10 protein-coding genes are annotated in these 23,063 nt (G+C 72.7%); all 10 read right to left on the reverse strand.

What is annotated here, in order from left to right; all coding sequences use genetic code 11:
• Nucleotides 1-327: 327 nt before the first annotated feature.
• The 10 genes from BHS09_RS00640 to BHS09_RS00685 all read right to left on the reverse strand — a co-directional run bounded on the left by BHS09_RS00640 (nt 328) and on the right by BHS09_RS00685 (nt 22,847).
• Nucleotides 328-2,181, reverse strand: a complete 1,854-nt coding sequence (locus BHS09_RS00640; protein WP_140786607.1) for an SWIM zinc finger family protein — start codon at nt 2,179-2,181, stop codon at nt 328-330.
• On the reverse strand, nt 2,178-8,714 hold the full coding sequence (locus BHS09_RS00645; RefSeq protein ID WP_174260628.1) for a HEAT repeat domain-containing protein: 6,537 nt from the start codon (nt 8,712-8,714) through the stop codon (nt 2,178-2,180). Before BHS09_RS00645 ends, BHS09_RS00640 begins: the two co-directional genes overlap by 4 nt.
• An 84-nt stretch (nt 8,715-8,798) precedes the next feature.
• Entirely contained in the window at nt 8,799-9,686 is an 888-nt protein-coding gene (locus tag BHS09_RS00650; protein WP_140786609.1) for a cupin domain-containing protein, read from the reverse strand.
• Nucleotides 9,687-9,701: 15 nt separating this feature from the next.
• On the reverse strand, nt 9,702-12,434 hold the full coding sequence (locus tag BHS09_RS00655; RefSeq protein ID WP_140796895.1) for a hypothetical protein: 2,733 nt from the start codon (nt 12,432-12,434) through the stop codon (nt 9,702-9,704).
• A gap of 18 nt (nt 12,435-12,452) precedes the next feature.
• Nucleotides 12,453-13,307: a phospholipid scramblase-related protein gene (locus tag BHS09_RS00660; RefSeq protein ID WP_140796896.1), complete on the reverse strand. Its 855-nt coding sequence runs from the start codon at nt 13,305-13,307 to the stop codon at nt 12,453-12,455.
• A gap of 49 nt (nt 13,308-13,356) precedes the next feature.
• A complete protein-coding gene (locus tag BHS09_RS00665; protein ID WP_140796897.1) occupies nt 13,357-16,539 on the reverse strand; it encodes a carboxypeptidase-like regulatory domain-containing protein in 3,183 nt (1,060 codons plus the stop codon).
• A gap of 69 nt (nt 16,540-16,608) precedes the next feature.
• Nucleotides 16,609-17,319, reverse strand: coding sequence for a lysophospholipid acyltransferase family protein (locus BHS09_RS00670; RefSeq protein ID WP_174260473.1), 711 nt, complete (start codon nt 17,317-17,319; stop codon nt 16,609-16,611).
• Nucleotides 17,320-17,422: 103 nt separating this feature from the next.
• Entirely contained in the window at nt 17,423-18,187 is a 765-nt protein-coding gene (locus tag BHS09_RS00675) for an alpha/beta fold hydrolase (protein ID WP_237080110.1), read from the reverse strand.
• 185 nt (nt 18,188-18,372) lie between these two features.
• Complete coding sequence (locus BHS09_RS40020) at nt 18,373-21,597, reverse strand: AAA family ATPase (protein WP_140796899.1); 3,225 nt, start codon at nt 21,595-21,597, stop codon at nt 18,373-18,375.
• The gene (locus BHS09_RS00685) at nt 21,594-22,847 is read right to left on the reverse strand and encodes a metallophosphoesterase family protein (protein ID WP_174259157.1); all 1,254 of its coding nucleotides are present in this window, start codon (nt 22,845-22,847) and stop codon (nt 21,594-21,596) included. The genes BHS09_RS40020 and BHS09_RS00685 overlap by 4 nt, the downstream gene beginning before the upstream one ends.
• Nucleotides 22,848-23,063: the final 216 nt, after the last annotated feature.

Consider the following 23,063-nt stretch of genomic DNA (forward strand, 5'->3'; position numbering starts at 1 on the left):
CCACCATCTTACCTGGGGCACGGTAGCCTCACCGGCTCTCCCCTCCTAGGCACTACGGCCGGGGTGGGTAAACGGCGGTCGCGTCGTTGGCTCCGCTACCCACCCTGGCCGTAGTGCCTAGGAGGGAGAGAGCCAAGAACAGGCTACCTTGCGGAGAGTGTCCTGCATTTCAACCGGAGCGGCGCAACGCCGCTCCCGCGCTCGAGGCGCTCAGGCTGATGCACTCCGGACCTCTCTCGGCTGCTCGCGCGTGAAGCGCACGTCGTCGTCTCTTCGTCGCACCTGTCCTGCCGGCCGCTCGTGGCGGCCGGGCCGTGGTTGAAGGGTTTACACCAATGCCGAGGCCGCGTCGATGTAGCCGTCAGCCGCCAACTTCTCCAGGCGCGCGAAGTACGCTCCGCGCGCTTCCGCATCCGAGTCGAACCAGAGCCGCTGGTGACGCGGCGTGCCCGTGCGCGGGCCCCACTCCACCGCCACCACCTGACCATCCAGGGAAACCCGGTACACCGTCTCCAGTCCGCTCTCCGCGTCGCGTCGCACGTAGGAACGCGTCTCCGCGCGGATGAGCTTGCGGCCCTCGGGCGTCTGCCGCAGCGCCTCTTCCTCCGCGCGGCGGCGCGCGTAGGCCAGCCGCAGCGCCAGCAGGTGCTCGCAGGGGCCTTCCCGCAGACCGGAGCGCCGGTGGTGCGGGCACCCGCAGCTGGCGTCCTTCACGCGGCCTTCCAAGTCCAACGTGAAGCTGGGGAAGAAGCTGCGCAGGGCCTCGCGGTCCACCACCTCGCCGTGGATGCGGATGCCCTCGCCCACCACGTCGTGCACCTTGGTCAGCTTCACCTCGCCCGCGCCCGGAGCGCCGTCGCCACCCAGCAGGCGGTGCGCTCGCGCTTCCAGCTCGTTGCCGTAGCGGATGACGGCGGCGTCCACCGGCGTGGGCATCAGCTCGCGCGGACGGTACTGGCCGCGCGCCACATCGAAGAGGATGCGCCCGCGCAGGCACTCCAGCTGGAGCGCCGCGCGCACGGACTCCTTGGGCGCGCCGGCGCTGGCGGCGAGCGTGTCGAAGGGCAGGGGGCCTTCGGTCCGCAGCCGGTTGCGAAGCTGCTCCGCCAATCCGTCCGGCACCGCGCGGGGCATCAGCACGTCGAAGGCCGCGGCGGAGGACCAGCCGCTCTCCGTCCATCCCGTGAGGCCCAGCGTGAGCGTGGCCGCGCCCATGTCGATGACCCAGAACACCGGCAGGCCGGGGCCCATCAGCTGTACTCGCACGGACTTCGCGTGGGGCAGCAGGCGCGCGAGCGCGGCCAGCCGCTGACGGCCGAAGGTGCGCACCACCGCGGGCGCGGTGCCGTTGTACGTGCTGCCGTGGCACTCCAGCACCAGCTCCCACGGCTCCAGCACCAGCCGGGGCGGGGCGCCGGGCACCAGCTCGAAGCGCAGCGCGCGGGGGGCCTTCTTCGCCTTGCGAGCGCGCAGGGCGAAGAGGAGGTTGTAGAGGTCGATGGGCGCCAGCTCGCAGGTGCTCGCGGGCAGCGTGGCGGCGGACTGCACCTGGAGGAAGCCGCGCAGCCAGGCGTGGGGCACCTCCACGTTGCGCGGAGCGCGGGCCGGCTGCGAGGCCGGCGTGGCCAGCGCGACGTGCGCCTCCAGGGAGACGGGCACGTAGGTGCGCAGCCGGTCCACGCGGGCGGGCAGCTCCGGTGGCACGTCCAGGAAGGTGGAGCCGTGCGCGGCCTCGCGGCCCTCGAAGAGGCGGTTGTCGAAGGACAGCCGGGCGTAGGCGCTCTCGTCGCGGGAGAAGACCTCCAGGGACACGCTGTCCGGGTCCACCGTGAGCACGGGGTCCAGCACCGCGTCCTGCTTCTTCTCTCCGTCCAGCGCGTTGTCCAGGAACGCCTTCTGCGCCTCCCAGATGAGCGCGCTGGCCCGCTTGCCCTGCTTCATCAGGTAGGCGAGGTACGCGGTGCGGTCCTTGCCCCGGTAGCGCAGGTCGCTGGCGAGGATGCCGAAGGTGGCGGCCAGCGCGTCGCGGAAGAGGGCGGCGTCGGTGACGCGGCCGCTCACGCCCACGGTGCCGCGCGAGCCCTCCAGGGCCAGGCGGACGCGGGAGCCGTCCGTGCCGGACTCGACGTCGCTCGCGGTGGCGTAGCGCAGCTCGACGGGGTGTCGGGTGGCGGTCGTCACGACGGGTTACCTTCCTTCCGGTTCCGGGCGCGCTCAGCGGCGCGGCGTGCTCGTTTATGGGCGCGCCAGGCGGCCTTGCGCAGCTCCACGGTTTGCGACTTGTCGAAGGCGGCCTCGTGCAGCAGCTTCGCCGCGTCGTCTCCGCCCAGGCGGCCCAGCGCGGCCCACGCGTCCTGCCGCGTCTCCGGCTTCGCGTCGGTGGCCAGTGACTTCAGGGGCTCCAGCGCGTGGGCACCCAGCAGCGTTGGCACCGACAGCCGGCGACCCTCGGAGGTGGCCAGCAGCTCCCGCGTCGTCCGGGCACCCATGGGGCCGAAGGCCACCGCGTCGAAGGGCTTCACTTCCAGGGCCCATGCGGTGGCGCGCTCGGGGGCGAGCTTCGCCAGCGCATCCGCCGCCGCCGCCCGCACCCGCGCGTCCGGGTCCACCAGCGACTTGCGCAGCGTGTCCGCCGCGGCGGCGCGCTCCTTCTCGTTCGTCAGCACGGCCGCCGGGGCCTGTCCGGTGAGCGTCAGCGTGCCCCCCGGCGTACCCAGCCTGCCCAGGGCGCGCGCGGCCTCCTGGCGCACGGTGCCCGGAGCCGCCGTCTCTCCACCCTGGAGGAGGGTGCGCGCGGAGTCGGCCATGCCCGCGGTGCCCAGACGGGAGCCCGCCCACAGCAGCCGCTCCCAGGCGCCTTCCAGCACGGCGCGCCTGGACGGCGCGGCGGAGGTCCAGTCCGTGGCCGTGCGGCGCTCGGCCGTCACCAGCGCGCGGGACAGCGCGGCCAGGTCCACCGTGCCGGGCTCGCGGGCCTCACCCGTCCAGGTACCCACCAGCAGCGCGGCCTCCTCGCGGGCCTCCGGCTTGTCGTGGCCCAGTAGCGCCACCACTTCCGGCAGGGGCAGGGCGCCCCGGCGTGCGAGCCCGCGCCGCAGGCGCAGGCGCAGCGTCACGTTGTCCAGCGTGGCCAGCCGGGGCACCAGCAGCGCCGGGTCGCCTTCGTTGGCCAGGTAGGCCGCGGCGGGCGCGGAGATGTCCGGGTAGCGGCTGGCCACCGCGTGGAACTCCACCCGCGTGCGCTCGGTGGGGAACAGCACGTCGAGCGCCTTGCGCGCCTCCTTGCGCAGGTCCTGCTGGGGCGCGTCCAGCGCGGCGGCCAGGGCCGTCTCCGCGGCGGTGTCCTTGAGCTTCCCCAGCTCCTGGGCCGCGGTCAGCTGCACCGGCAGCGCCGTGCTCGTGTCGCCGAGCAGCGCCTCGATTTTCACGCGGGCGCGCTCCCCGCCGATGGCGCGCAGGCCCTTCACGCCGGCCTGCTGCAGCTCCAGCGTGGCGCCCTCCACCGCGGCGGCCTCCACCTTCTCCTCGGCGCGGCGGCGCTCCTCGCCGTCCGGCAGCTTCGCGGCGAGCCGGCCCAGGCCCTCGATGGCGGCCGACACCATGCTCGGCTCCACGGGCGCTTCCGCCGTGCCGCCCGCGGCCACCGTCTCCAACTCGGCCAGGGCGCGCGCGTCACCCAGCGTGCCCAGGGCCAGCAGGGCCCGCTCGCGCTGGCCGTCCTCGCCCGCGCGGGCGTACAGCATCAGGGGCCGCAGCGCGCTGGCGCCGCCCTTGAAGGCCACGCCTTCCGCGGCCGGCAGCATCAGGTCGCGCGAGCCGCCGCGCAGCACCGCCTCCAGCGGCTCCGCCGGGGCGCCGTGCTCGATGACGCGCTTCGCGTAGGCCTCCACGGCCGCGCCGCTCACGGCGGGGAAGCGGTCCGTGAAGAGGCTGACCAGCAGCTCCGACTGGCCGGCCTCCGCGCCGTGCTCCAGGTGCCGCAGGGCCTCCAGCCGCACGGCGACGTCGAAGCTCTTCACGGCCTGCCGCAGGAACGACACGGCCAGCTTCATGTCGCGCTTCTTCACGTCGCTGCCGGCCACCGTCATGGCCGCGGTGACACACTCGCTGCGAATGACGCCCTCTGCGTCCGTCTGGCACTGGCGGGCCAGCACCTCCAGCGCCTCGGGCCGGCGCGTGTTGCCCAGGGCCGTCACCAGCCGCTTGCGCTCATGGGAGTCCTGGGCCGCGGGCAGCCGGGCGGCCAGCGCGGCCACCGCGGCGGGCGTGGCCAGCCGGGCCAGGGCCTCCGTGGCGCGCTTCGCGGCGCTCGCGTTCTCCGCGCGCAGGAAGGTGGCGAGCACCTCCACCGCGCGGTCATCGCCACGCCACGCCAGCAGCTCCGAGGCGCGCAGACGCAGGTCCTCGTGCTCGCTGGCCATGGCGCGTCCCAGCGCCTCGGTGACGCGCGAGTCGTTGGCGCCCGCCAGCCGCTCGATGACGCCCACGCGCAGGTCGGCGTGCTCGCTGCCCAGCGCGGCCAGCAGCGGCTCCAGGCTGCCGGGCGGGCTGAGCTTCTCCAGCAGCTCGAAGGCGTAGCGGCGCACGTCCGTCAGCGGCGAGTTCAGCGCGGCGGTGATGCGCGGCTTCGCGGCGTCACCCCGCGTGGCCAGCTCATCCAGCGCCGCACGCGCCACGTCCGGCGCCAGCGAGGCCAGGGCCAGCGCCAGCGGCTCATCGCTTCCGGCGGGGAAGAGCTCCTTCAGCCCGGCCAGCGCGGCCTTGCGCACCAGTTGGTGAGGGTCTTCCAGGGCGCGCAGCAGGGCGGCCACGGCGGCGGGCGTGCCGGCGAAGCCCTCCTGCGTGAGCTTCACCACGCGGTCCACCGCGTCGCGACGCACGCGGTGGCTCTCATCGTCGCCCGTGGACACCTGCCGCAGCAGGCCGACGTAGGCACCGAAGGCCAGCCGGCGCAGGTGCTGCCGCTCGGCCTGGGCAGAGGCCTCGGGCGAGGCCGCGGGGGCATCCGTCTTCACGGCGGAGAAGATGCGCCGCAGCCAGTTCTTCGCGGGCGTGGCCTGCACAGGCGAACTGGTGGGCGCCGTCTCCGGCTTCCAGGGCGCATCCAGCGTGCTCGGCCGCGCCACCTTCTTGGCGTGGCGGAAGTACTCCAGCGGCTTGTCGCGCAGCAGCAGCACCTGGGCCGCCGCGTAGCGCTGCTCGGGCTGGAGGCTGGACAGGGCCTCCGCGAGCCCGACGACGTACTTCACGCGCTCCTCTTCGGCCGGCCAGTCCTTCATGTCGGCCACCTTCTCCGGCCGAGGCGGCAGCAGGGCTTCCACCAACTGGGCACGCGCCGCGTCCGGCTCCGTGCGCAGCTCCAGCGCGCGGGCGGCCGCGTAGCGGACCTCCGGCCTGCCACTGGAGAGGGCGCTGGTGAGCAGGTCGGGCGGTTCGCCCCGGCGGCTGGCGCGCAAATCACGGGCGAGGACGATGGCGAACACCATCTCCTGCACCTCGCGGGCGCGGTCCTCCAGGCCGTGCAGCAGGCCGCCGTCGCCCTCCGGGCCCAGGGCCGCGAAGGAGAGGATGGCGCCCAGCCGGATGGGGAGGTGGTCGTGGCGCAGGTTGCCGGTGAGCACCGGCAGGGCGCGCACGTCACCCAGGCGGGACAGGCCGTCCGCGGCCCAGGAGCGCACCGCCACGTTGGCGTGGCTCAGCGCGTCCAGCAGGAAGCCTTCGTCGCCCCGGCGAGCGGCGGTGGCGAGCCCGCGGCCGCCCTGCTCCTGGAGGTCGCCCAGCTCGTGCGGCAGCAGCACGGTGGCGAAGAAGGTCAGCAGGCGCCGCGAGCCCAATGACGCCAGGGCCCGCGCGGCGCGGATGCGCAGCGGCACCAGGAAGGCTGGAGGGTAGAGCCGCTCCAGGTCCTTGTCGGTGATGAACGCGCGCATCGGCTCGATGATGTCTTCGGCGCCACGCGGAGCCAGCAGCTCCACCGCGCGCACGCGCACCGGCAGCGGCGCCGCGGAGAGCCCGGCCAGCAGGGGCCCGTTCTCGTTGGGCACCAGCTTGTCCAGCGCCTCCAGCGCGGCCACGGCGACGGGGACTTCCTCGTCCTGGACGCGCTTGAGCAGCGGCGAGCGCAGGGGCTCGATGGGGGCGTGGATGGCGCCCTTCGCGGCGTGCTCCCGCAGCGGCGCGTGCGTGGTGGCCAGCGCCGCGAGGTGGGCCTCCGCGTGCTCCTTGCCCACGTGCTTCACCCACGCGTCATACGCGGCGGTGGCCACGCTGGTGTCGCGGTCCTCCACGGCCTTCTTCAGCCGCTCCAGCGCCCAGCCCTCGGCGGCGCGCTGTGCCAGCACCTCCACCGCCCGGTGGCGCAGGTCGGGGAAGCGGCCCACCAGCGCGCGGTCCAGCGCCTTCTCCGGCGCCTTCTCGTTCCAGGCCCACAGCGTGCGGAAGGCCTCGCCGCGCACCTTGCTGGATTCGTCCTCCAGCGCGTCGCCCAGCAGCGGCTCCGCGCCCGGCGTCGCCGCGCCCAGCTTCACCAGCCGGTCCAGGCCGCGCACGCGCACGTCCTCGTGGCCCGAGCGAAGGGCGGCCTCCGCCGACGCCAGCGGCGCGTCCGCGTCCAGCGCCACCACCGCGTCCAGCGCGGCGGCACGCACGTCCGCGTTCTCGTCGTCCAGCATCCACACCAGCCGCTCGCGAGCGCGCGCGTCCTGGAGTGCCTGGAGGGAGGAGGCAGCCACCCGGCGGATGGCGGCGTCCGGCTCGCGGGAGAGCTGGAGCAGCGCGCCCAGCGCCCGTGCGTCGCCCAACTGCGCCATGCCGCGAGCGCCGCGCACGGCCGTGTCCGGCGTGCGGCAGGCCATGGCGGCCAGCAGCGGCTCCAGGTCGCTCTCGGTGATGGCCGCGCCCGTGGTGCCCTGCGCGGGCATCGCATCGCGTCCGGCCTGGAGCTCCGCGTCGGTGATGGGCGGATTGCCCGCGACGCCCTGCGCACGGCGCGCGCGCTGGACCAGCCAGCGGGAGACTTCCTTGGTGCCCCGGCCGAAGTCCTCGTCACGCGACTCCAGCGCGTGGGACAGCGCCCGGCGCTCCATGACGCGCACGGTGAAGGCCGCGCGGCGAACGCCGGGGTCCGCGTCATCCAACGCGCGGGCCACCAGGGCCTGCAGCTGCGCGTGGCCGAGCAGCCCGCCCGCCGCGGCGCGGATGAGCACCTCCACCTTGAGCAGGGAGGGGCCGCGCTCGAAGGCGGTGCGCAGCGGCTCGGCGCCGTCGCCCGGCACCACCTGGGTGAGCGCGTCCAGCGCGGCCAGTCCGACCGTGCCCTGGTTGTCCGCGAGCTGGCCGGCGATGAGGCCCGGCACCAGCGGGGACGTGCCTCCCAGCTTCGCCAGCAGCTCCAGGCCCAGCACGCGCACTTCCGGGTGCTGCGAGCCCAGCGCCGCGCGCGGCGCGGACAGCGGGGCCTCAGGCTCCAGCGCGACGAGCGCGTCCAGCGCGGCCTTGCGCACCATCGGATGCGAGTCGTCCAGCCGCTCGCGCAGCTTGGGGCGCGCGGCGGTGCGGCCCTTGTCCGCCAGCTCGCGCACGGCGAGCCGCCGGACCTCCGCGTCCTTTTCTGAGGACAGCACCTGGAAGAGGAAGTCCAGCGCCTCCGTCTCCTCCAGCGCGGCGGCCTCGCGCACCGCGGCTTCGCGGCGGGGACGGCCGGCCTTGAGTGACTCCGTCAGCAGGTCGATGCCGTGCTGGGACGTGTCGTGGTCGCCCGCGGGCGAGCCGTCCACCGCGAGGCCGAAGCGGTGCGTGCGGCGGTCATCCCCGCCCGTGAAGACGGAGCCCAGGGACGTCTTCGCCAGCCGCGGATTGGCCGGCGGCGCGAAGGCGAGCGCCTGCACGGGCTTGCCCCCCGCGTCGAGCGAGCGCGGCTTGCGGCGAACGTCCAGGCGCCAGACCTTGACCTGGCCGTCGCTGCCCGAGGACCACACGCGGTCGCCGGGCTCTTCCTCCCCCGGCTTGGCGGTGGCCGTGGGCGGGAAGAGCAGGGCGAGCACCGGGCCGGCATGGCCGGTGTCCTTCTCGCCGCGGACCTCGAACTCCACCGCGCCCACGAGGTACCAGATGCGCAGCTTGCCGTCGTCACCGGCGGACACCAGCCGGCCGTCGCGCGGCGTGAAGGCGAGCGCGCGCACGGCGCCTTCGTGGCCGGCCATGTCGCGCTGCGCGCCGGTGGCCACGGTGAAGACGCGCACCACGCCGTCGTCACCCGCGCCCGCCGCGTAGGTGCCGGAGGGGTCTACGGCCACCGCGCGCAGGGGCTGGGTGGACGCCTTCCACTCGTGCATCTTGCGCGTGGACTCCCAGTCCCAGGCGCGCACGACGCCGTCCGCGCCCGCGCTGAAGAGGAGCGTGCCATCCGCGCTGGAGGCCAGCGCCGTGACGCCGCCGGGGTGCACGTCATTGAGCTGGAACTGCACCTGCCCCTCGGACAGCGTGCCGATGCGCACCGTGCCATCCGCGCCGGCCGCGGCCCACTGTCCACCGGACAGGGCGAGCGCGTTCACCGCGGAGGGCAGCTCCGTGCTCCACAGCACCTTGTTGGTGCCCGGCTCGAACGCGGTGAGGCGGCTGGCGGTGGATGCGCGAGCGCCGCCCACCAGCAGCAGGCGCGCATTGGCCGCGAGTGCGCGGACCTTCTCGATGTTGCCGATGGCGAGTACGGGCATCACGCTCCTCAGTGGCTGCTCTTCTTAGCACCAGCGCCCTCAATAGAAGAGCGCGCAGTGAAGGGGTTCACGGTGCCGCGCGCGTCAGCGCCCGTTGCCCCGGATTCCCGTGGAGCGCAGATAGAACCGGGCCGTCTGCGCGAGGAAGCGCAGGGGGTAGCCGGGGTCGGCGAGCTGGCGCTGGAGTTCACCGCCCAGCTCCGACAGCAACGTCCGCAGCAGCGCCAGTTTGCTCGGGTCGTCCAGCGTGGAGGCACGCCCCAGCGAGGGCATCCGCCGCCGCCACACAGGGCTGCTGGCCAGTGCGGCCCTCACCCCGTCGAGGAGGTCCAGGAGCGTGGGCGGCATCAGGCCGATGGAGATGGACAGCGCCTCCTCGGTTGCCTGCGCCATGTGCCAGTACCCGCCCGGGATGTAGATGAAGTCCCCGGCGCCCAGCGCGTGCGTCTCCACGGGTGTCTTCTCCTGCGCCGCCAGGGAGCCGCTGGGCACGGACTCCGGCAGGGGCACGGGGTGGAGCGTGTTCTCCCTCAGCAGGTAGTCCTTGCGGCCCGCCGTCTGGAGGATGAACACCTCCTCCGGGTCGCAGTGCCAGCCGAAGCCGTGGTGCCCCGCGGGCGTGCAGTAGATGTGCAGGTTGATGCGGCCGTGCAGCTCCGCGCTGAAGGCGCGCGCCAGCTGGGCCAGGTCCGGGTGGTGCAGGTCCGGCTGCCGCAGCGCGAGCGTGTAGCCCTGCGCGAACAGCTCCCGCGCCGCCTTCGCCGTCGTGGGCCTGCCTCCCGGGTAGGGCACCCCCTGGCGCGCGAGCAGCACGTCGCAGGCCGTCTCCTCGACGAGGAAGTCGATGGTCTCCCACGTCCCCAGGCGCTGGAGGCGCTCCGCGGCGGAAGCGCCGGTGAAGGGACGCCGCTGGTAGTGCTCCTGGAGGAAGCGCTCCCGCGGAAAGCCATTCAGCAGTTCATCGAGCAGCATGGGCGTTCAATCTGCTCAGGCGCTGCCGAGTTGCGCATCCGGGTGTGCGGCCCGCAGCTGCACCAGCGAGGCGAGGCAGCTCTGCCATTCCCCCTTGGCCAGCGAGCCAGTGAACTCCTCCAGCACCGGCGCCACCACGCGGGCGAAGGCCGCGTCGTCCAGGCCCAGGTCGCGCACCAGCTCGATGACGCGGCGCTTGGCCACGCTGGCGGACAGGCGCTTCTGCACCTCGCCCTCGCGGGCCTCCTTGGCGCGGCCCGGCGGCAGGCCGAAGAGCATCTTCCGCAGGAAGGTGCGCAGCGCGTCCACGTTGGCGAAGCGCTCCGTGCCACTGGCGGCCGGGGCCTCCTTGGCGCCCGCGGGCTTCCACCCCTCCGGCAGGTGCGTGGGCCGGTGCTTCTCCCAGAGGAGGCGCACCGCGAACAGGCCCACCTCGCGGTCCGCGCTCTGCATCAGCCACGCGAGCCGCTCGGCGCCGCCCAGCCGCGTGTAGTGCCGGCGGATGAGCTCCACCGCGACCTCGCGCGTGCTGCGCTTGGTGCTCTCCGTGAGGGAGAACACCTTCACCGGGTCCAACTCCTCCGGCTGGAGCGTGTGCCGGGCGTCCGCGCCTTCCTCGCCCGCGCGCAGCAGGGCGTCATAGGCCAGGTTGCGGACCTCCTTCGCCTCGGCGTCGGCCAGCTCGTACACGCGCGTGTGCCAACCCCAGGCGCGCAGCTCCGCGCGGGCAATGGCCAGGGCGAAGCGGCGCACGTCGTCCCGCGAATCGGTGAGCGCGGGCCACAGCAGCTCCGGCGTGTACGCCTTGCGCGGCGCGCGGGGCTTGAGGTTGTAGGACTTCGACTCCGGCTGCTCCGGCCCGATGACGGGGTGGTGGCAGCGCAGGTACGTCTGCGCGAAGGCGCGCACGGGCACCGGCTGCTTCGCGCCCAGGGCCAGCTCGAAGAGGCGCTCCAGGCCGGCGGCCGCGTCACCCGAGTCGCTGAAGTCCGCGGGGGCCACGTTCTCCAGCAGGTAGCGGTGCGCGAAGCCGTGCAGCTCCGGGTCGGCGCGGCGGGCCAGCGCCAGCAGCCAGGGCACGGTGAGTTGGCGCGCGGTGAACAGCTTGCGGTTGCCCAGCAGCCCCAGCGCCACGCCCCGGTACTTCGCGCTGAAGACGCGCGCCTTCACCTGCTCCACGTCCAGCCCGGGCAGGCTGTCGGCGCGCATGAGCGCCTGGGTCGCCATGTTGCCGATGCGGGGATGGGCGGCCTTCTCCAGCAGCCACTCCGGACCGATGGCCGCGGCCGGGTAGGCCGACAGCGCCCGCATCGCCAGGCCTTCCACGGGGTGGGGCTTCTTCTGCAGTCGCGGGTCGTCCAGCAGCGCCTTCCAGAAGTCCGCGGGCAGCTCGGTGGCGCCGTACTTGGAGCTGATGAAGCCCTTCACCCAGTTGAGCTGCTCACCAGTGCCCAGGTACATGTCGCGCAGGAAGTCCGCGGGCAGCTCCGCCCGGTCGAACGACTGCGCCAGCGCGCCCGCCGCGAAGCTCGACGTGGCCTTGTGCTGCAGGAGTCGCCCCAGCAGCGCCACGCCCAGCTCGCGCGGGTTGCGCTTCTCCAACGTGGCCGCGGCGTAGGACTTCACGTCCGGGGCGCCCTGGGCCACCAGCTCCTCCAGGCGCTCCGCCGGCAGGTCCTGCGCGTGGGCGCGGGCGTACTCGATGGCGTAGGCGCGGGCCTTGGTGCTGGGGGACAGGAGCAGCGCCAGCACCGCCTCGTGCAGGCCGAGCTCGCGCAGCCGTCCCTGGTGGAACTCGGGCGAGCCTTGCAGCGTCTCCACCAGGAAGTCGTGCGCGCTGCCCAGCGGCCGGCGGGCGAGCCGGTCCAACCACGCGGGCGTCACCTTGCGCAGCGCCTCCGGGAAGTCCTTGCGCAGGCCCTGGATGGCGAAGCTGGCGGCGGGGTCCGACTCACACACGTCCAGCAGGCGCATCAGCGCGTCCGGCGAGCGCTTCCACGCGTCCGGGAAGGCGCGGTGCTTCACCATGTCGCCCGGCGGTGGCATGGCGAAGGAGTCCTGCGAGTACTTGCCGCTGCCGTGCGCCCAGATGTGGTGGGCCACCCAGACGCCGTACCAGGAGGTGTCGGGCGCGTAGTGACGCAGCACCTCCACCGCGAACTGCGGGTAGAGCTCCGGAACGGCGGCGCCCAGGTGGCGCAGGTAGCGCCACGCGCGGCGGCGCAGGTAGGTGAGGGTGCCGCCGGAGACTTCACGGCTGGCGCTGGGGCGGTGGCGCTCCACGTCGAAGCGCCAGGCGAGCACGCCGAACAGCTCCGCGTCGTGGTTGGCCTCCGCCAGCTTGTAGATGCGCTTGAGTCCGCCCCACAGGCCGAAGCGCAGGTCCGCGCGGCGGGCGATGTCCATCAGCGCCGCCCGTGAGGCCTGGGTGCCGCGCTGGTAGAGCGCCACCAGCAGGTCGGCCAGGGCCAGGCGGGGAGGGCGGGGCACGTCCTGCTGCGCCAGGTAGCGCTGCCACGCCTCGGAGGAGGCCTGACGCCGCCCGTCCGACTCGTAGTGCGCCCGGGCCTGGGTGAGCGTCCGGAGGAGCGCGTCGAAGGTGAAGGCATCCTTCGGCAGCGGCTTCTCCGGCGTCTGCTCCGGCTGCTCGAGCAGGGCGAGGACGGCATCGGCCAGGTCAGGGGACTCGGCGCGGACCAGCCGCTCCAGGTCTGCCGCGCTCAGCGCATCGCTCGTGGACGTGGACATGGAGGGGGATTTACCACGCTACTTCTTCCAGAACATCAACGCGTCGAACAGGTCCAGCCCCGGGCCCAGGGCGCCGCGGGGGCTGTTGTTCTCGAAGTACGTCAGGTCGACGAGCAGGGCGACGGCCAGCACCAGCTGCCGCAGCCGGAAGTCGGTGCACTGGGGCTGGAAGTCGAGGGTGAAGGTGTCCGCGGCGGAGAAGCTCTCCTGGAGGAAGCCACTCCAGCGTTTGCGGACCACGGCCACTTCCACGTCATTCTGGAAGATGCGGAAGGTCCAGGGTCTGAAGAGCGGGCCCTTCACGGTGGCGATGACGGCGCCGCCGGGCGTGACGATGTCCAGCTGGCGTCCCAGCAGGGTGAAGCGCTGCTGGATGCGCGCCATCAGCCGGCCGTCCCAGGCCAGGATGTCCGCCTTCGTGAGGAGGATGCTCCAGGGGCGCTCCACCACGAGCGCCACGATGCCGCCCAGCGTCATGCACTCCATCCGGGCCTTGTAGAAGGGCGAGAAGGTCCGCCGGAGCATGGCGCCGATGCCACGGGCCTCCTCCTCCACGTACAGCGCGACGCGCCCCGTGTCGTCGCACACCTCGTAGCGGTTGCGCGTCTGGGCGCCGAAGATGATCTCCAGGCCCTCGCGCATCTGCCTCATGCGCAGCGCGGGCGTCTCCATCATCCCCTGAAGCGACAGGCGCAGCTCGGTGCTCATGTGGCGCGGGTCGCCCGGGAGCCCCTTTCCCGCGCCGGATGGCACCTCGACCTCGGAGAGCGGTTCCAAGGCCGCGCTGGAGGGCGCCTCCGGCTGACGGGGGGCGCGGCCACGCCAGTCCAGCTCCAGCTCGGTCGTGTCCGTCAGGGGGCGCTTGTCGCTCATCCGCTTCACTCTAGGCGTGGGCCGGGCTTCCCGATAATCCCACTCCCGCTCAGGGCAGGGGCCGTGGCGTTACCTGAATGTCCCGCTCCAGCGTCTCTCCCTCCGCGAGGAAGAGCTCCTCTCGGTGGACGGTGAAGCGGGCGGGTTTCCCCTCTTCCAGCAGGACGATGAACGTGTACGCCCCAGCCGGGAGCTGCTCGTACACCAACACGCCATCCTGGCTCTTCGTGGACGCTCGGATGTCTCCGAAGCGGGCCCTCGTGCGCAGCTCCCGCGCGGACACGGCCGGTGACACCGTGCCCGACAGCAACGCCTGGTAGAGCCCTTCGCCCGGCCTGGCCGGAGGCATCCGGATGCCGAGCCGCATCGTGCCGCCGCCGGTGGCTTCCGTGAAGGAGAACGTCACCTTCCCCATGGGGGGAACCTTCACGCGCTGCGGAAGGAAGGCCACGCTGCGGCCTTCCGCGTTCTGTCCCATGGAAGCCGACAGCGTGTAGGTGCCCGCCGGGACGTTCCGGGCCTGGAACGTCCCCAACGCTTCGTCCACCGAGGCGGAGTAGTCCCCGTCGTTGGCCACGAGCTGCACGATGGCTTCCGCGGGCTTTCCGTCGCGGTCCTTCAAGGTGCCGTCCACCTGGGCGCCCGGGTAGATTCGCAGCTCCAGTGTTTCGTCACCGGTGCCAATACGCTGGCGCATCTGGGGGTGGCCCCGGTTCGTCTGGACCAGCAGGTCCAGCGGGCGTGCTTCCAGCGGGGTGAAGGCAAAGGTTCCGTCCGTGTCAGAGGCCTCCGCGGCGATGGGCGCGACCTCCTCCAGCGCGCCACCTTCACCGGGCAGGTGGACCGCGACGACGGCGTCCTCGATGGGGCGCGACGTCTCTGCGTCCACCACCCGGCCGCGCACGTGGCGTCCGGCCTCCAGCCGCACCGCGCCCAGGTCCACGTCCTCGCCCGCGGAGACCTGCACCTCGCGCATCGCGCGTGTCAGTCCGGGAGCCTCGAAGGTCAGCCGCTGCGCGCCCGCGCGCTCGGCGGTGAGCCTGAAGGTGCCCTGGGGGTCCCGGAAGGACTGCTGGTCAATGGTGAAGCGGGTGATGGGCGAGCCATCCCCGCGCACCACGCGGCCGCGGATGTGGCCCTGGCTCCGCAGTATCAGCAGCACGTCGTCCGCCCCGGACCTCGCGAGGACCGCGGGCGGTGAGATGCCGTCCGCCGTGGGGCCCCGGGCTTCGAAGACATATCTGTCCTTCGACGCGCGCAGCGCGCACGCGCCCTCCGCCAGGTGGTGCAGGACGAAGCGGCCTTCCGCGTCGCTGGAGGTGCTCTCGAAGACGCCGTCACGGGGGCTGGGGAAGTTGTTCCCGTCCACCAGCGCGTTCGCCACCGGGCGTCCGTGCTCGTCCACGACGATGCCGGACACCGGGGCTCCCGTCTCCAGCCGCAGCGAGACCTCCACGGTTTCGGTCCCCTGCACGGTGACGGTGCGCATCACCTGGTGGTCGGTGTCGCCGAGGTCCGAACCGGGGATCAGGGTGTACGTGCCCGGGCCCACCTCGGTGAGGGAGAAGCGTCCCTCCGCGTCCGTTTCGGTCTCCTGGGAAGCAACCGTCTCACGGGTGTCCACGAGGCTGAGCGTCATGCCGTGGATGGGCACGCCCTGGGTGTTCGTGACCGTCCCCTCCACCCGGCCCGCCGCGCGCAGCACCACGCTGAGCGCGGGTCCAGGCACGTTCACCTCCACCCGCTCTTCCATGTGCCCATGGTGGGTGAGGACGAGCGTGTAGTTCCCAGGGGTGGGGAACGTGAGCTCGAAGCGGCCGTGTTCGTCCGAGGTGGTGGGGTCGACTTCTTCGCGGAAGGTCTCGGTCTCGGTCTCGGTCTGAATCTCGTCGTCCACGTCGATGTCCACGCCGGACAGGGGGTTGCCCTGGGGGCCGGTGACGGTGCCTTGGAGGAGATGGGCGCGGCGGAGGGTGAAGTCCACGCGCTCGCCGGGGCTGGCGACCGCGTCCCGGAGCTGGCCCTGGTAGCCGGGGGCCATGACGTTGAAGATGTAGGGCTCCAGTCGCAGGGGGCCAATCCGGAACCGGCCATCCTCCGCCGTGGTGACGTAGTCCGCGGGAGGTGCCCGTCCCCTGGCCGCGCCGGCGCCTACCCTGGCGCGAGCAACGGGGCGTCCGGACTCGTCTCGCACGGAGCCTTCCACGTAGACGAGCGTGCCCAGCCGTACGGTGGCCTCCGCGTCCCCGCCTTCCTCGGTCAGCGCCACCGTGGCGAAGCCGTACTCGCCTTGATGCTCCGCGCGCACCTCGTAGTCGCCCGGAGCGAGTGGCTCGAAGGAGAAGCGGCCCTCGTCGTCCGTCACGGTGACATGCGGCGTGTACTCCACGTGGACTTCCGCTCCGGACACCGGCTTGTCCTGGGCGAGCACGCGGCCGGACAGTCGTCGCGGTGGATGAAGGACGACAGGGTTGAGCTTCTCCTCGTCCACCTGTTGGAGCGAATCCGTCAGCAGGCCTTCGCTGGTGGCGACGACGGTGTATTCGCCCGGTGGGAGGGGACCGAAGGCGAAGCGGCCGTCCGCGCCGGCCTGGGCATCGAAGAAGCGGGTGTGGTCCTGGTGGAAGAGCGTCAGGCGCGCACCGGGCAGCGGTGTGCCGGACTCGGCGACGACGCGGCCAGGAAGGAAGCGGCCTGATTCGAGCACGAGCTGCACGTCCTGGGCGTCGGTGCGGACATCCAGCGCCAGCGTGGCGTGGCGCTCGCCGATGGCCCAGAGCGCCACCATGCCCTCGGGGAGGCCTTCGAGAAGGAACGTTCCGTCCGCCGAGGTGTGGGCTTGGGCCACCACGGGCGCGGCGCCGTGACCGGCTTCGACGAGCGCGCGCACCAGTTCCTCGGGCTCGCCGATGCAGCCTCCGGAGGACAAGGGCAGCTCCGGTGAGCGCGTGTCGCAGGAGCGGGCGGACAGGGACTCGCCGGGCATGTCGCGCGTGGCGGTGACCTGGATGCCGGCGGCGGGGCGGCGCCGCGGGTCGAGCACGCGTCCGCGAAGCGAGTGGTTGCCACGCGGTGGGGGCGTCGGGACGCCGAGGTCTCGTCGTGACGGGATGCGCTGCGCGGTGGATGTCGCTGGCCGCTCGCCGGTGTCCTCCCACCGGTGGACGAGCGCCACGGCCAGCAGCAGCGCGAGCCCTCCGAGTGCGACCATCACCAGCGGCTGTTTGCGCATTGCGTCCCCCGGAGCGCGAGCCCCGCCTCGAACCCGGAGCGTATCTTCGCCTGGGGGCTCGGGCTGGCGCTACGGGGTGGCGGCGCCGGGCGTCAGGGCCTCGATGCGCGCCTTTTCCGAGACGATGAGATTCCGGACGTGCTCACGCAGGGACGCCACGTCGGTGAAGGCGCTGGGGTCGACGGGGGGCATGACCTGGACGTGGCAGCGGGCAGTGGTCTCCAGCACCAAGCCATGCTTGGGCAGGGTGCGCGCGGTGCCGGTGAGGACCACGGGGATGACGGGGCAGCGCTGCTTCAAGGCCAGTGCGAAGGCGCCGTCCTTGAAGGGCTTCACGACGCCGTCCGAGGAGCGCGTGCCTTCGGGGAACATGAGGATGGGCACGCCGCGAGACAGCCAGTATTCGCAGGCGGTCATCATCTTCATGATGCTCGCCTTGTCACCGCGCACCAGGGGGACATAGCGGTTGAGCCGCATGTTCCAGCCGATGAGCGGCAGCTTGAAGTTCGACGCCTTGGAGACCCACTTGAAGGGGCGGTAGAGGCCGAAGAGGACCAGGATGTCGCCGAGCGACTCGTGGTTGGACACGAGCACGGCCGGGCCCCGCCAGGGCAGGTGTTCGCGGCCGTCGACCTCCAGGTGCCAGAACGGGTTGACGTAGAAGTAGAGCTGCGCCCAGAAGCACGAATACAGGTGCAGGACGCGTCCGTTGCGGTCGAACGGCAACGTGACGAGCCAGACCAGCACGGCGCCCACGAAGAGCACGGCGCTGGAGAGCATCAGGAACGCCCAGAAGACGATGGAGAAGAGGAGTCGAATGGCGCCCGCAGTGTGCCACAGGCTCGCGACAGGTGGGCTTGTACTTGGATGTGTCGCGCGGGACCTACCGGGCGAGCAATGACGTGAGGATGGGCTCGGCATGCGTCCACAGCAGTGCGCCCCCGGCGCTTGGCTCCACGCGGCGCCGGGCCGTGGGAATCCTCGTCGCGAGCGTCTGTCCGTGGTCGGGTGAGTGAGCAGTGCTGGTATCAAGTGCGCCGTACCAGAGGTCCACGGGTACGGTGAGTGTCTCCAGTTCAAAGGGCCATCGGGACATGGCCAGCACGGTGTCCCGTGCGTAGCCCGCAGTGCCTTGTGAGAAGGCTTCGTCCAGCGCGCGCCGGTACGCTTCGGCGAAACGTGGCTCGGTGTACACGGCGCGGTCCGCTTCGTGGCTCATGCCGATGACCATGTTCCACATCATCTGAGCGCTCATCCCCGCGAAGAATGCCTCGGCTTGGGCGGGATCCGTGGCGGTGAGGTCCACCAGCTTCGCGACGTCCGGATGGAGAAGTGCGCGCACGGCCGGGTGTGCCAGTTCGTCCCCACCTGAAACGAGCGCAACCGCTTCCACCTCCTGCGTGGCCGCGCAAGCCAGCGCGAAAGGCGCGCCCTGTGAGAAACCCACCGCACGAAGTCCGTTCAGCGCCCGAGCAACACGGAAGTTCCGGATGTCACTGGCCCAGTCCAGGAGACTCCGCTGTGGCATGGGCGTGGACGCCCCCAAGCCTGGTCTATCGACGGAGATGAGCCGGACGCCCGTTTTCTCCAACACCGCCGAGCCAAAGCCCAGCCACCGGCTGGTCGCCGCTCCCGGACAGAGCAACACGGGCCTGCCTGTGAGAGGACCCCACTCACTCCAGCCCAACACGCGCCCGTCGGGCAGTCCTGTCGTCCCCTGTCGTTCGGGGTTCCGCATATCGGTGGTCATCATGGCTCGGAGGGTCGCTGCCAGGGACGAACCTGACGTATCTCCGATACGTTTCGGGCACGTCATCCTGGCGCTTCGTTGGGCTAGCCCGTCTTCAGCACGGACACCGGCGCGGGCGGTTCGCTCGTGGAAGCGTCCAGCGCTTGCACCCGCGCGCCCTCGGCGGCGAAGGCGTCTCGCAGCCAGGGATGGCAGGTGAAGGCGATGACCTGCTGGTGCTCGGAGAGCTTCGCCAGCAGGTGGATGGCGCCTCGCGCCCGCTCCGGGTCGAAGTTCACCAGCACGTCGTCGACGATGAGCGGCAGCGCCCCGCGCGTCTCGCCGAAGTCGCGCACCACCGCCAGCCGGAACGCGAGGTAGAGCTGCTCACGCGTCCCTCGGGAGAGCTGCGCCGCGCTCCAGTCTCGCTGGCCATCACCCACGCGCAGCTCGCGCTCCTCTCCCGTGGGGATGAAGACGCGCTGGTAGCGGCCCTGGGTGAGCGCGGCGAAGTGCTCCGAGGCGAGCTGCACCACCCGCGGCTGCTGCTCCTCCTCGAAGCGGCGCCGGGCCCGGGCCAGCAGTGCCAGGGTCAGCCGGTCCGCCGCGTACTGCTTCGCCAGCTCGGCGGCCCGCGCGCGCAGGGACTCCTCGACGATGCGGAGCTTCGCCAGCGCGTCGTCGTTCTCCCACTGCTCCAACTGGTGGCTGAGCGCGCCGCGCTCCGTGAGCACCGCCTTCAGCCGGTCCTGGGCCTCCGCCTGTCTGTCGCGCAGGGACTCCAGTTCCACGCGCAGGCCCTGCTCGCCGCCAACGTCGATGAGCGCTTGCCGCGCGGGTGTCTCCGACAGGCCCGTGCGCGCCTCGATGCGGTGCGACAGCTCCCGCGTCCGGCCCGTCAGCTCCACGTAGCGGCGGGCCTGCGCGGCGCGGCGGCGGAAGGTCTCCTCGTCGGCGCTGCCACCTTCGGCCAGCAGCGTCGCCAACGCCGCTTCTTCGTCGTGGCACAGCCCGTCCAGTCGCGCCTTCTCCGCGCGCAGTTCGTGCCGCCGCTCTTCCAGCGTCCTGCGCTCCATGCTCTGCGCGCGCTCCGCTTCCAGCGCCGCCGCCACCCGCGACGCCAGGGGTTCCATGACACCGGCGTCCAACTCGCGGGCCTCCGTCGCGCCTGGGATGAGCTCCGCCACCACGGCCTCCGCCCACAGCCGTGACGTCACCAGGGCGCAGACCTGCGCGTCCACAGTGAGCGCGGCTTCCTCCGCGCCCACGTCCAGGAGCCGCTGGCGGAGCGCCGCAGCGTCGCGCCACAGCGTCAGCGCCGCGGACGCGGCCAGGGTGGGAGGGAAGCACCGATCGGACAGCAGGGCCGTCAGCTCCGCGCCCAACTGTTCCTGCCGCGACTCCGCCTCTCCCACCGCATCGCTCGCGCGGTGCTCCTCGCGTCGCGCGGCGGTGTGCTCTGCGTGCAGTGTCTCCCGCTCCCGCTGGAGTTGCTCGAGCCGTCCCGCCCGCTCCAGCGCATCCGCCAGCACGGCTTCCCGCGCCGCCATGTCCGCCGCCGTCGCCACCAGGTTGAGTCCGGCCTCGGCCGCAGCGGCCAGCAACTCGCGGTGCAGCAGTTCCTCCCGCGCGGACAGGCTCATCAAGGCCGCTCGGAGCCGCTCCTCTTCCTGTTGCCGCCAGCGCTGGCGCGCGCGTTGAGCCTCCACGTCCGCGTCGCGCGCCGTCTCCACGCGGCGCCGGGCCAGCTCCAGCACGCCCGTCAGAAGCAGTCCGCCCACGAGGCACAGCGCGCCCACCACGTTGCCCGCCAGCAGCCACGCCGTCACCGCGAGTGCCACCACCATCGCCGCGACCGCCGGCACCCACCACGTGGGCAGCACCGCCGCCGTCGCCTGCGGCTCGCCCTGGGTGCGGACGCTCTCGAATTGCCGGTGCATTTCGGCCCGCTGCTCCGACAGGCGCTCCATCTCCGCGCGCACGGTGCGCAGCCGTCCCAGCCCCGCCTGTTGCTGGCGAACTCGCGACGCCCGCTCCTCCGGCAGCGTCGACAGCTCCGCGTCCACCCGCGCCAGCGCGCCATCCAGCCGCTCACGCTCCGAGACGGCGCGGGCCCATGCGCCCTCCGCCTCGCGATGCGCGACCTCGGCCGCTCCCAGCCGGAGCGCCAGCTCCTCCAGCGTCACGCGGACGCTCACGCTCAAGTCCAGCGCCAGCAGGCCGGGGCCATCCACGGGCAGGCCCAGCTCGCGCAAGGCCAGCTCCACCTGCCGCTGCTTCTCCGCCAGGGCGGCCCGGCGGGAGGGCAGGGCGCGCAGCAGCGCGGCGCCTTCGGTGTACGCCGCCAGGGCCTGGCTCAGCGCCTCCTCGCGCCCCCGGACCCCGGACGGCGCGGACAGCCGCACCAGTCCGGCTTCCACTGTGGCCAGTCGCTCCGCCAGCCGGGCGCCTTCCGCGCGATAGCTCCTGCGCCGGTGCAGGCCGTCCTCGAGCCGCGACTCACCCGCCTCGGGGAAGGTCTCCAGCGCGGGCAGCGTCGCCAGCTCGGCCCGGGCCTGCGCCAGCGCCGCCACGTCTCCGAGCGCCGCTTCCAGTCGCGTCAGCCGCTCCAGTCCGGTCCCCGTCTCCAGCAGCTCCGCTTCGAGCGTCCGTTGCTCCTCCACCAGCGCGCCCAGCCGCTCCTTCTCCGCGAAGTAGCGCGCGGGCCGGTCTCCCTCCTGTCGCAGCCGGACCTGGACGTCCTCCAGGGCCTTCAGCGTCTCGTTCAGCGAAGGCTTCACGCCGTTGGGCTTGTAGATGCCCTCGGTGCTCTTTCGGAGCTGGTCCATGACCTCCGGCAACCGGCGCGCACCGCGCATGCTGGCGGCCACCAGTGCCTCGGAGGCACCTCGCTGCTCGGTGAGCCGCTCGAAGCCGGCCAGTTCATCCAGGCGGAAGGCGAACACGTCGAAGAACAGCTCGCGCGACACGTGGGCAAGCGCGCTCTCCAGCGACTCCTTCGAGAGCTCCTTCCCCTCCGCGTCGCGCACCGACAGCTCGCCCTCCGACGAGCGCCGGCTCGCGATGCGCCGCACCAGCAGCGGTCCCGCGTGGGTGGTCAGCGTCAGCTCGCCGCCGAACGCGCCGCCGTGGGCCGGCTCGTAGCGCTCCGGCTGGCCGCGCTTCTCGAAGCCGAACAACATGCTGCGCAGGAAGGCAAGCAGCGTGCTCTTCCCCGCCTCGTTGGGTCCGTACATCAGGTGCAGTCCCGGCCCCAGGTCGTGCGCGAGGCCAGAGAAGCGGCCGAAGCCGAGCACGCGCAGCGCGTCGATGCGCAGCCCCGGCTTCATGACGTCTCCTCCTCATGCAGCGACTCCACGCCGTGCAGCCCCGCTTGCACCACCCACTCCGCGCGGGGCGCCTCCAGCGCGTCCACGCCCAGTCGCTTCAGTCGCTGGCCCAGCGCGCCCAGGGTCTCCTCTTCCCACAACCGCGCCAATGCCTCCGGGTCCTCCGCGAGGAAGCCCACCTCATCCAGCAGCGTGCGCGCGAAGCCGCCCGCCGCGCACACCGCCTCCAGGTCCACCTCTGGCCGGCTGCTGTCCCGCAGCGACTCCAGCAGCACCGGTGGGTGGCTCCTCGCGAGCTGTTCGCGCAGGTCCACTTCCAGTTGTGCCAGCGCGCCAGGGCGGGCCAGCTCGCGGTGCAGCGGACCTCTTCCGGTGAGGGTGAGGCGCACCGCGTGGCCGTCCAACTCGGGCGCGCAGCGCGCCTCCACGCCTTCCATCGCCGTGGCCAGCAGTCCGTCCAGCGTGCTGACGCCGGTCAGCGGCACCTCCAGCTTGTGCCAGCGCACGCCGTCCACCGGGATGAAGCGCCGCCGCATGCCGCCGTCCTCCACCTCCACCAACATGCATCCGCGCGGGCCGGTTTCGTTCGCGTGCCGGCCCTGCGGGTTGCCGGGGTACACCGCCACGCCGCCGCCGGGGAGCATGTGCTCGGCGCGCGTGTGGACGTGGCCCAGCGCCCAGTAGTCCAGCCCGCGCGAGCCCAGCCCCGCGGTGGTGCAGGGCGCGTAGTTCGCGTGGCCCTCCGCGCCGCCCAGGTTGGCGTGCAGCAGTCCCACGCTGAAGCCATCCCCGGTGCGGCGGAAGCGCGCGGAGAGGTCGTCGCGCACCTCCACGTCCGGATAGGAGATGCCCTGCACGCGGCACAGTCGCCGGCCCTCGCGCTTCACCTCCACTTCTTCCCAGTCCGGGCCGAACACCTTCACCGACGGCGGCAGCCCCAGCGCGCCGGTGTCTCCGCTCAGCGGGTCATGGTTGCCGTGGACGATGAAGGTAGAGATGCCGGCCGCGTCCAGCCGGCCCAGCTCGCGTCGCAGCGCCAGCCGCGCGCGCACCGAGCGGTCCTTCACGTCGAAGAGGTCTCCGGCGAGGAGCAGGAAGGCCACCCGTTCTCGCAGGCAGACCTCCGTGATGCGCGCGAGCGCTCGGAACGTCGAATCCTGGAAGCGTCCCAGGAGCGGCCCCTGGGTCGCGACGCCTCGGAAAGGCGTGTCCAGGTGCAGGTCGGCGGCATGAACGAACTTGAAGGGCATGGCGCGCCGCACAACGTACCCGATGCGGGCGGGTGACCCGACATTCCGGCCCGGACGCTCGGTCGCTGGCCGACAGCGACCCCGCCCTTTGTGCCTGGGTGGCGTCGACTCGCCGCCAGAACGGGTGTGACGGGTAGGACAGAGCCGAGCCAGGGCCCAGAAGCGGAGCGGGGCCCGGGAGCATCCCGGACCCCGTGGGTTGCTTGCTCGCGGCGG

This window comes from Myxococcus xanthus (assembly GCF_006402735.1).
GTDB classification, from domain to species: Bacteria; Myxococcota; Myxococcia; order Myxococcales; family Myxococcaceae; genus Myxococcus; species Myxococcus xanthus_A.

Bases quoted from the DNA above. Each gene is read 5' to 3' on its own strand.
- BHS09_RS00645 (WP_174260628.1), bottom strand. From the start codon at position 8,714: ATGCCCGTACTCGCCATCGGCAACATCGAGAAGGTCCGCGCACTCGCG.
- BHS09_RS00650 (WP_140786609.1), bottom strand. From the start codon at position 9,686: ATGCTGCTCGATGAACTGCTGAATGGCTTTCCGCGGGAGCGCTTCCTC.
- BHS09_RS00655 (WP_140796895.1), bottom strand. From the start codon at position 12,434: ATGTCCACGTCCACGAGCGATGCGCTGAGCGCGGCAGACCTGGAGCGG.
- BHS09_RS00660 (WP_140796896.1), bottom strand. From the start codon at position 13,307: ATGAGCGACAAGCGCCCCCTGACGGACACGACCGAGCTGGAGCTGGAC.
- BHS09_RS00665 (WP_140796897.1), bottom strand. From the start codon at position 16,539: ATGCGCAAACAGCCGCTGGTGATGGTCGCACTCGGAGGGCTCGCGCTG.
- BHS09_RS00670 (WP_174260473.1), bottom strand. From the start codon at position 17,319: ATGCTCTCCAGCGCCGTGCTCTTCGTGGGCGCCGTGCTGGTCTGGCTC.
- BHS09_RS40020 (WP_140796899.1), bottom strand. From the start codon at position 21,597: ATGAAGCCGGGGCTGCGCATCGACGCGCTGCGCGTGCTCGGCTTCGGC.
- BHS09_RS00685 (WP_174259157.1), bottom strand. From the start codon at position 22,847: ATGCCCTTCAAGTTCGTTCATGCCGCCGACCTGCACCTGGACACGCCT.